General features: G+C 59.6%; 10 protein-coding genes and 1 pseudogene. 5 read left to right on the top strand and 6 right to left on the bottom strand.

Going from position 1 to position 8,552, the window contains the following annotated elements; translation table 11 throughout:
- Nucleotides 1-619, bottom strand: a pseudogene (locus AAAB16_RS21655) (methyl-accepting chemotaxis protein); the annotation flags it as partial.
- A 257-nt stretch (nucleotides 620-876) separates the two neighbouring features.
- Here AAAB16_RS21655 and AAAB16_RS21650 point away from each other — a divergent pair.
- Nucleotides 877-1,818 carry an MBL fold metallo-hydrolase gene (locus AAAB16_RS21650; RefSeq protein ID WP_340665195.1) on the top strand — a complete coding sequence of 314 codons (942 nt, stop codon included), beginning with the start codon at nucleotides 877-879 and terminating at the stop codon, nucleotides 1,816-1,818.
- On the opposite strand, the gene AAAB16_RS21645 is transcribed toward AAAB16_RS21650, so the two are convergent.
- Complete coding sequence (locus AAAB16_RS21645; RefSeq protein WP_340665194.1) at nucleotides 1,811-3,163, bottom strand: EAL domain-containing protein; 1,353 nt, start codon at nucleotides 3,161-3,163, stop codon at nucleotides 1,811-1,813. The genes AAAB16_RS21650 and AAAB16_RS21645 overlap by 8 nt on opposite strands.
- Before the next feature lie 187 nt (nucleotides 3,164-3,350).
- Nucleotides 3,351-3,692, bottom strand: a complete 342-nt coding sequence (locus AAAB16_RS21640; protein WP_340665193.1) for a carboxymuconolactone decarboxylase family protein — start codon at nucleotides 3,690-3,692, stop codon at nucleotides 3,351-3,353.
- Nucleotides 3,693-3,805: 113 nt separating this feature from the next.
- On the opposite strand from AAAB16_RS21640, the gene AAAB16_RS21635 reads away from it, so the two are divergent.
- The gene (locus tag AAAB16_RS21635; protein ID WP_340665192.1) at nucleotides 3,806-4,741 is read left to right on the top strand and encodes an AraC family transcriptional regulator; all 936 of its coding nucleotides are present in this window, start codon (nucleotides 3,806-3,808) and stop codon (nucleotides 4,739-4,741) included.
- Nucleotides 4,742-4,845: 104 nt separating this feature from the next.
- The gene (locus tag AAAB16_RS21630; protein ID WP_340665191.1) at nucleotides 4,846-5,118 is read left to right on the top strand and encodes a DUF1652 domain-containing protein; all 273 of its coding nucleotides are present in this window, start codon (nucleotides 4,846-4,848) and stop codon (nucleotides 5,116-5,118) included.
- A 27-nt stretch (nucleotides 5,119-5,145) separates the two neighbouring features.
- Here the strand turns inward: AAAB16_RS21630 and AAAB16_RS21625 are convergent, their stop codons facing one another.
- The 3 genes from AAAB16_RS21625 to AAAB16_RS21615 form a co-directional block, all read right to left on the bottom strand.
- Nucleotides 5,146-5,445 (bottom strand): helix-turn-helix transcriptional regulator, encoded by a 300-nt coding sequence (locus AAAB16_RS21625; RefSeq protein ID WP_340665190.1) that lies wholly within the window; start codon nucleotides 5,443-5,445, stop codon nucleotides 5,146-5,148.
- Nucleotides 5,445-5,798: a type II toxin-antitoxin system RelE/ParE family toxin gene (locus AAAB16_RS21620; RefSeq protein ID WP_340665189.1), complete on the bottom strand. Its 354-nt coding sequence runs from the start codon at nucleotides 5,796-5,798 to the stop codon at nucleotides 5,445-5,447. The genes AAAB16_RS21625 and AAAB16_RS21620 overlap by 1 nt, the downstream gene beginning before the upstream one ends.
- 83 nt (nucleotides 5,799-5,881) lie before the next feature.
- Nucleotides 5,882-6,478 carry a DJ-1/PfpI family protein gene (locus tag AAAB16_RS21615; protein ID WP_340665188.1) on the bottom strand — a complete coding sequence of 199 codons (597 nt, stop codon included), beginning with the start codon at nucleotides 6,476-6,478 and terminating at the stop codon, nucleotides 5,882-5,884.
- Between the two features lie 92 nt (nucleotides 6,479-6,570).
- On the opposite strand from AAAB16_RS21615, the gene AAAB16_RS21610 reads away from it, so the two are divergent.
- Nucleotides 6,571-7,905, top strand: a complete 1,335-nt coding sequence (locus tag AAAB16_RS21610) for a PLP-dependent aminotransferase family protein (RefSeq protein ID WP_340665187.1) — start codon at nucleotides 6,571-6,573, stop codon at nucleotides 7,903-7,905.
- Nucleotides 7,906-7,995: 90 nt separating this feature from the next.
- Entirely contained in the window at nucleotides 7,996-8,460 is a 465-nt protein-coding gene (locus tag AAAB16_RS21605; RefSeq protein WP_340665186.1) for a cell division protein, read from the top strand.
- Nucleotides 8,461-8,552: the final 92 nt, after the last annotated feature.

Genomic DNA, 8,552 nt, shown 5'->3' with positions numbered 1-8,552 from the left:
CCACTAGGTCGTTAAAAAAGCCCAACGTCAGGTCGATGGTCGACACACCATACGGCTGGCCGTCTTTAACGATGGCCATGGCGCAGTTGGTGCGCGGCTCGGCGCTGGCGTCGTCTTTATAGGCGTTGGCCCACACGCATTGCCCGCGCGGCGCCTGCATACCGCCACGGTGCCAGGGTTGTTCAAAGTAGTTGAGCGACTCCGGGGAGTTCCAGTGCTCATTGAGGGTCAGCTTGCCCGAGGCATCGCGGTGGTAGAACGTGCTGTGCTTGGCGCGGCCTGGGGTGCGCTTGTCCGGCAGCGGCCAGATGCCGCCGCCAAACACTTTGGCATCGCCGTATTGGTCAACGAGGCCTGGGAGTAGACGGTCGATGCTGTCGCTGTCGAGCAAGGGAATGGTTTGCGTGATGCTGCGCGACTGCGCCTGCACTTGGGCCAGTTCGCGCTTGATGCGCGAGCCGATTTCACCCACCTCGGCCAACGTGATCTGTTTGCCGGCATCCACCAGCATAGGCGTCACGAACTGGCGGATACCCACCACCGTACTAACCACCAATAACAGGATAAAAATCACGAATGTCAGCGTGTAGCGGGCTTTGATGGTATGCAGTGAGCTCATGAACAACCGCCTTCGTATGGGCTTTTTTTGGGGTAGAGAGAGCGCCGAATGACCGGCACAAAACGCTATCGGCAGCACAGGTGGTTGCTTGAATTGGCCACCGTCTGCTGAGGGGCACTGAGCACAGATGTGCAATCAGCGCCCCGACGGTAACACCACTATCAGCAGTTCTCATCACGACCGAGCAAAGAACCTCTATGCGCACGCCTCCTTTCACCGCCCTACTCTTTAGCTCTCTGCTGGCAGTCAGTGCCGGTATGGCGCCCTTCGCTGCCCAGGCAGACGTGCCGGCTCAAGTGAAAACCCAAGCACCGGGTTATCAGCGCCTGGCGGTGGGCGACTATGAAGTGACAGCGCTGTTCGACGGCTACAACGACCTGGGGCCAACGCTGCTCAAAGGCCTGTCGCAAAAGGAAATCCGCGCTCTGCTGGCGCGCAAGAACATCACCTCAGCGGGTGTGCAAACCGCCTTCAATGCCTTCTTGATCAACACGGTCAAAAATCTGGTGCTGGTCGACACTGGCGCCGGCACGTGCATCGGCCCTACCGCTGGCGGCCTAGCGGATGCCATTCGTGCCGCCGGTTACAGCCCGGAGCAAGTGGATACCGTACTGCTCACCCATATGCACCTGGACCACGTCTGTGGCCTGGTGGACGCCAAGGGCGCGCCAGTGTTTGCCAATGCCGTGGTATACGCCGCGCAGGCCGAAGCCGACTTCTGGCTAAGCAAAGAAAACCTGGCAAAGCCCCCCAAGGAAGCCCAGGGTTATTTTCAGATTGCGCAGAACTCCACCGCACCTTACGTAGCCAGCGGCAGGCTGAAAACGTTTGGCGTTGGGCAGGCACCGATCCCAGGCGTCAGCACCGTCAACCTGGCCGGGCATACACCCGGCAGCACCGGTTACCAGTTCAGCTCGAACGGGCAAAGCATTTTGTTTATGGGCGACATCATCCACAGCTTCGCCGTGCAATTTGCTCATCCACAAGTGAGCATCGGCTTTGATAACGACAGCCGCAAAGCCATCGCCGCGCGGGAAAAACTGTTTGCCCAAGCAGCCCACGACAATATCTGGGTAGCCGCAGCCCATCTGCCCTTCCCCGCCATCGGCCATATTCGCGTTGAAGGCAAAGGCTTTGCCTGGGTGCCGGTGGAATACGGCCCGTACCAACGGGCAGCAAACGTGCCGCTACTCAAGTAATGGCGGCGCGGGTCAAGGTGAACTCAGTAAATGCCGCTGGGGGCAACGCCTTGCTGAACAGGTAGCCCTGGAATTGCTGGCAGCCGCTATCGAGCAGAAACTGATGCTGGGCAGCGGTTTCCACCCCTTCGGCAATAACCGTCAATCCCATGTTGTTACCCAAGCCGATCACCGTACGCACAATGGCTTCACTGTTGCTGTCGGTGAGCACATCAAACACAAAGGATTGGTCGATCTTCAGCTTGTTCAACGGCAGGCGTTTAAGGTGGCTAAGGGATGAGTAGCCGGTACCGAAGTCGTCCAGGGCGAAGGTAACGCCCAGGCTGACCAAACTGGCCATCTTGCGCGACAACTCTTCCATATCCTTGACCACCATGGTTTCGGTGATTTCCAACTGCAGGCGGCTGGGGTCGATCTGATGGCGTTTGATCATCGCCAGAACATCGTGTTCAAAGCGGCCTTGGTTGAATTGTTTCTGGCTGATATTCACCGCCAAGCACAACTGGCTGAGGACCGGATCATCCATCCACAGGCGCAATTGCGCACAGGCGGTTTCCAGCACCCATTTGCCAATCGGAATGATCAGGCCGGTTTCCTCGGCATGGGGAATAAATTTGCCTGGCGGAATCGGGCCGCGCTTGGGGTGATACCAGCGCAGCAAGGCTTCGGCGCCAATCACATGGCCGTGGCTATCCAACTGGGGCTGGTAATGCACCTGGAACTGCCCCGACGACAAGGCCTCGAGTAACTCCTCCTCCCAGGCAGAGCGTTGCACCGCGTCGGTTTGCAGCACATGCAGCATGGCAAACAGGCAAAAGATCGCGGCAAACGCATTGACCCAGGTGCCTGGCCGCCGAGTGGCGTCGGGCAGGTTAAAGCCGGGCAGTGGCGTCCAGTAGCTACCGGCCAGGCCGACGAAACTCAGTAGGCAGACAATAATCACGCTGTAACGCAGCCATCTGGGCTCGTCACGAAAAGCCATCATGGCCGCTACGCCCAACGGCAGCAGGTACAAATGGGTGGAGCGCGGAATCGTGGCGTTAGGTACGTCCAACACGGCTGAGATACCGCCGATCACCAGCAGCAACACACCAAACAGTAACAACCGCGCACTGCGGTCGTGGTGCAGCCAACTGAGGACAAATACGGCCACGCCAGTGCCCATCAGCACCAAGTCGACGGCAACAACTATCCAATTGCCCTGCAGGGAAAAGTACACCGCCCAAATGCCACCCAGCACCCACATCAAAAAGCTGGCTAGCACCCGCACGCGACGCTCGCGGCGGTGGTGGATCAGGGCCAGGTCTGACGAATTCCAGAACTGCTGAAGGCGTTTGCCATCCATCAGCGTCGACCTGTGTGGGTGAAGACCATGTTGATAAGGCTCCGATAGCGCCGCACCGGCCAGAGCTGCGGAGTATAAGGTGACTGGCAGCGTGCAGAAGGTCAGGCGGCAGCAAGGCCGCCTTGCCCTAAGGAATATAGCTAGCCAAGGTCGTTGCGCAAAGCACTACGCAGCAGACTAGCGCGTATCAGCTACCCAATTGCTCGAACGCCTCCAACGCCCGCAGCGAGTAGACATAAGCCGCACCGGCGTTGAGCGAGATAGCCGTGGCCAGGGTCTGGGCCAACTCAGCCTCAGTGGCACCGGCCTTACGCGCCGCTTGCACATGCACGCCGATACAGCCGTCACAGCGGGTGGTGATCGCCACGGCAATGGCAATCAACTCACGGGTTTTCTCATCCAGCGCATCACCTTCGCTGGCGGCCTCGCTGAGCGCGCCATAGGCCTGAAGCATTTTGGGATGCGTCTTGCCCAGTTTGCCAAACGCTTTCTTCACTGCGGGGACGTATTCGGACCAGTTGAAGAGCATGATCGATTCTCCTATGTTGCCAAAGGCCAGGTAGTGGCCGACAGGAACAGTCTGCTCGGTGCCGATCTCGCCGGTTTTTCCCCACCGCTCATTTACTTGTCGAATCGTCTCGTATGCACGCCTTTGACCACCTGATCGCCCTGGCCAACCTGCGCGGGGTTCTCGACCTGCACTGCCAGCTTGAGGGCGAGTGGGCGCTGCACCATCCGCCGTTACCCAGCGGCCAGGCGAGCTATCACCTGATACTTGACGGTGAATGCCGCCTGGAACTACCGGGCCAGCAGCCACAACGGCTGCTGGCTGGCGATGTTGTACTGCTGCCGCGCAGCAGCGTGCACGTTCTCGCCGCCGGCGAACGGAGCCTGGTGCGGCGCAGCGCGTTAAGCAAAATCCAGCAACCTGGGCGCATCACACAGTTGCGTCAGGGGCAAGGCATGGGCGGCTTAACGATGCTGTGCGGTCGCATCCACTACACGCCCCGCGCCACACTATTGGCGGCATTGCCAGAGGTGCTGGTGATCAACGCGGCGACCACCGCAAGCCGTGAGCGACTCGACGCCATCATTACGCTGATGCGCCTTGAGGCCGAAGGTGAACAGTTGGCGAACCAATCGGTAGTCGATGGCCTTTCAGCAATTCTCTTTACCTTGGTAGTGCGCCATTTCTGCGAGCAGGAACAAGGGCTCACGGGCGTGTTCGCCTTGCTGCGCAACAAGCGTCTAGCCAAGGTGGCGTTAGCATTGCTGAATGATTTGAGTCAGGGCTGGAGTGTTGAGCAAATGGCCGCCATCGCCACGATGTCACGGGCCAACTTCGTCCGTGCGTTTGCCACTGCAACCGGTATGGCTCCAGCTGCCTGGCTTACCCAACTGCGCTTGGAGCGCGCGCAAAAATTGTTGCAACAAAGCGCCATCTCCGTAGCCGAAGTTGCGTTGGCGGTGGGTTATCCAACGCTAAGCTCATTTAGCCGGGTGTTTCGTCAGCAGCTTGGTGAAGCGCCACAGCACTACCGAAGGCGCCTCGACGCGCAGACTGCGGACCTCGACTAAGCTGGAAAAGCAGACGGTCAGCGCAGCGGCAAAATGAGTACCCTGTCACATTTAGCGCCGTTGAATTATCCTTGCCACCGCGCACCATTTCCTAGAGGGCCAGTATGGCCAGAATGATCTTCCCGGCTGCCTGTGCAAGGCTGCAAAACCACTTCGCGCCGCTGGGCTTCGAAGGTGTGTTGAGCTCGCCGACCTCCATGACGGCCAGGGTCTATGACCCGCAAACCGGCGAAAACCTGGTGGTGATCACCTGCATTCCCTGTGGCGCAACGCTTTCCGAAGACGATGTCATGCTGATTGCCCACGCTATCGAGATCGAAATCGAAGTGCTGCAATTCCGCACCGCCCGCGCCAGCGACAACAGCAACGCGGGCTAAGGCGGTTGCTGTTAACCGCCCTTGCGCCTAAGAACTAGACCCGCCCTCCGGCACAAAACGTATTTCTACTCGCTGCCCCAAGGCTCTCGCAGCATTGGCCAGCGTGGCCAGGGTCAGGCCGGCATCATCACTATCAAGCACCCGCCCCACCACGGTCCTACTGGTTTGCATACGCTGCGCCAGCGCAGATTTGCTTACGTGCTGTGCTTTCATCAACTCGCTGATCTGCCACGCCACCACACGCTTCAGAGCCGCAGCTGTTACCTCCTCAAGCAAGTGCTCTTCGGCCAGGAACGCATCGAAGTCAGTGCCTAAATGTTTGCTCATCAGCTATCACCTCGAAGAATGGAATGGCGTTTTCTGGCCAAGGCCAGATCGGATGCCGGGGTGGCCTCGGACTTTTTGATAAAGCCGTGAAGCAGAACCATCTCAGTGTGAACCACGGTAAAAAGCACTCGGGCAATTCCAGCAGGAAACCGGCTGCGAATTTCCCAGAGATCAGCAGCCATTTTGCGCACCAGCGGCATGCCGAGCGGCCAACCGATTTGCACGGTTTTGATATCCGTGCCGACCGCTTTGCGTATTTCCAGGCTTTGCTCACGCAACCAGTCGAGTACAGGCTCGGTGCCGGTCGCCGTCCGGTAAAAGCGAACCGTCAGCTTCACTCCATTGATGCCCACTGCAGCACTCCTTGTGCTTGGCTTTAGGCGTAAGTGTACTTAATTAAGTACACTTTGCCATCCTGTTTTCTCAGAAGCGTGGCTCATAAGTACGGCGAAATATTGCTCAAGGCCCGCATAACGTATTCATCCTTTTCCCCCACCGGCGCCACGTAATGCACGGCGCTCTTTGCCTCATCCAAGCCAACCAACCGGGCGATCATCCAAGCCGCCAGGTACTGCGAAGCCAGGCAACCGCCCGCCGTCGCCACATTGCCATTGGCAAAGAAGGGTTGGTTCAGCACCTCGACACCCGCCTCCACCACCCAGGGCTTGGTGGTCAGGTCAGTGCAGGCCACTCCGCCGTCAAGCAACCCCAGCTTGGCCAAAATCAGCGCGCCCGAGCATTGCGCGCCGATTAGTTGCCGCGCCGGGTCCAATTTGAGTTGCGCCATGAGCGTCGGGTTTTGCACGACCTCGCGGGTAGCCATGCCGCTGCCCACAAATACGGCATCAGCACCGCAGGCTTCTGGCAACGAAATTTGCGCCTCCAGCAGTAGCCCATTCATTGAGCGAACCTGCTTGGTCGGGCTGGCGATGGACACCGTCCAACCAGGAATTTTCACCCGCTGCAAAATCCCGAAGGGCACCAGGCTGTCGAGTTCGTTAAAGCCGTCAAAGGTGAGAATGGCGATATGCATGGCGCTGCTTCCTTATGCGTGAGGGTTGCGACGCGGCATCTTATTCACCCATATTCAGCACAATCAAAATATTGTCATGGATACATTTCGCCATGCCCCGCGCCCGCTACAAACTCGTGGTAGACCGTCTGGCCGCCGAAATCAGCAGCGGCCAACTAACCCCCGGCACCCGCCTGCCCACTCATCGGCAATTGGCGGTGGAGCACGGCATCGCCCTGGCAACCGCCAGCCGAATTTATGCTGAGCTGGAACGAATGGGCTTGGTCAGCGGCGAAACCGGGCGCGGCACCTTTGTTCGGGAAACGGCACTGCCGCCAGGTCTGGGCATCGACCAACGCCCCGCCAGCCCGGACATGCTCGACCTTAACTTCAACTACCCCACTCTCCCTGGCCAAGCCAACCTGCTGCGCAAGGCCCTGCGCGAACTGGCCATGGCCGGTGACATGGAAGCCCTGCTGCGCTACCAACCCCACGCCGGCCGCCTGCATGAACAGCAGGCCGTGGCCGCCCACCTGGCCGAACGTGGCGTGCGCACCCGCGCGGAAAATGTGTTGTTGGTAAGCGGCGCCCAGCATGGGTTGGCGATCACGGTGATGGCCCTGCTGCGCCCAGGCGATGTGATTGCCGTCGACGCGCTGACCTACTCGGGCTTTAAAGTGTTGGCCGACACCTATCGCCTGGAACTGGCCGCGATTCCCGCAACCGGCAACGGCCCCGACCTCAACGCCCTGCAACAGCTGTGCAAAACCCGCCGCGTGCGCGCGCTGTACTGCATGCCAACCCTGCATAACCCGCTTGGCTGGGTGCTGGATTTAGCCACCCGCAAGCAGTTGGTGGCGATTGCCCGCGCGCACGACCTGCTGATTATCGAAGACGCCGCCTATGCCTTTCTCGCCGACAACCCGCCGCTACCCATTGCCACCCTGGCGCCTGAACGCACGGTGTATATCTCCGGCTTTTCCAAAAGCATTGCCACAGGCTTACGGGTGGGCTTTGTCGCCGCCCCTGAGGCCTGGGTAGCCGCGCTGGAACGGAGCATCCGCGCGACCACCTGGAATACACCCAGCGTGATGACCGCCATCGCCTGCCGCTGGCTGGAAGACGGCAGCGTCGCCCAACTGGAGGCCGAAAAACGCCGCGATGCCGCTCAGCGCCAAGCGATTGCTCGCCAGGTTCTCGACGGCCTGCCACTGGTAGGCCACCCATCGTCCTATTTCATCTGGCTGCCACTGGGCGAAGACGTGCGCGCCGACCAAGTCGCCATGGCGCTGCTGCAAGACGGCATTTCGGTGTCCACCGCCGAACCCTTCTGCACCTCGGCACAGGTGCCCCACGCGCTGCGCCTGGCCTTGGGGTCATTAGCGCTGGATGAGCTGCCGCAGGCATTACAGCGGATAAAAAGCGTGATTGAGCGCTACAGCTACTAAAGCGGGTGCGCACCGGAGTAAGTGTTTGCATGCGGGTTGTGCTGTGCGCACCATGGCGACCACGATGGGCAACGACATAGGTAAGGTTTTATGCCAAACGCCGAACTTCGACCATGGCTGATCCGCTGGCTTTATGCCGCCGCTGTCGCCCATTTGCTCGGCGGCGTACTGCTTTCCTGGTGGGGCGATTCGGCGCTATTTAGCGAGTACCACCAAACTATCGAACAGGCCTTCTGGGGCACTGATATTCCCGCCGCCGCGCACGCCTTGCAGGTGTGGTGGTTCGCCCTGTTCGGCGCCACCGTGCAGAGCTATGCGCTGTATATGGCCGCGCTGATCTACATCGGCTCGCGCTACCAACTCAGCGTGGCCTGGGCTTGGTTAATCGCCGGGATTGTGCTCTGGGCGCCGCAGGATATTTATATTTCGCTACGGGCCGGTATCTGGTCACACGTGTGGGTCGACAGCGTGGCTGTGATCGCCTTATTACTTCCACTAGGCTGGCTGTATCGCCATGACCGTCGGGTTGGGCGCAACGCGTTGGAGACTAAATAAGTGCAAGCACCAAATCCCTTTGCCGGCACCCCTGCCCAACGTGTGCTGGTTACCGGCGGCACCGGGTTTATTGGCGTAACCCTGGTCAACCA

Source organism: Pseudomonas sp. (assembly GCF_037994325.1).
Classification (GTDB): Bacteria; Pseudomonadota; Gammaproteobacteria; order Pseudomonadales; family Pseudomonadaceae; genus Aquipseudomonas.
The sequence above is the reverse complement of the archived record's forward strand: the minus strand, read 5'-3'. Positions and strand labels throughout refer to the sequence as shown.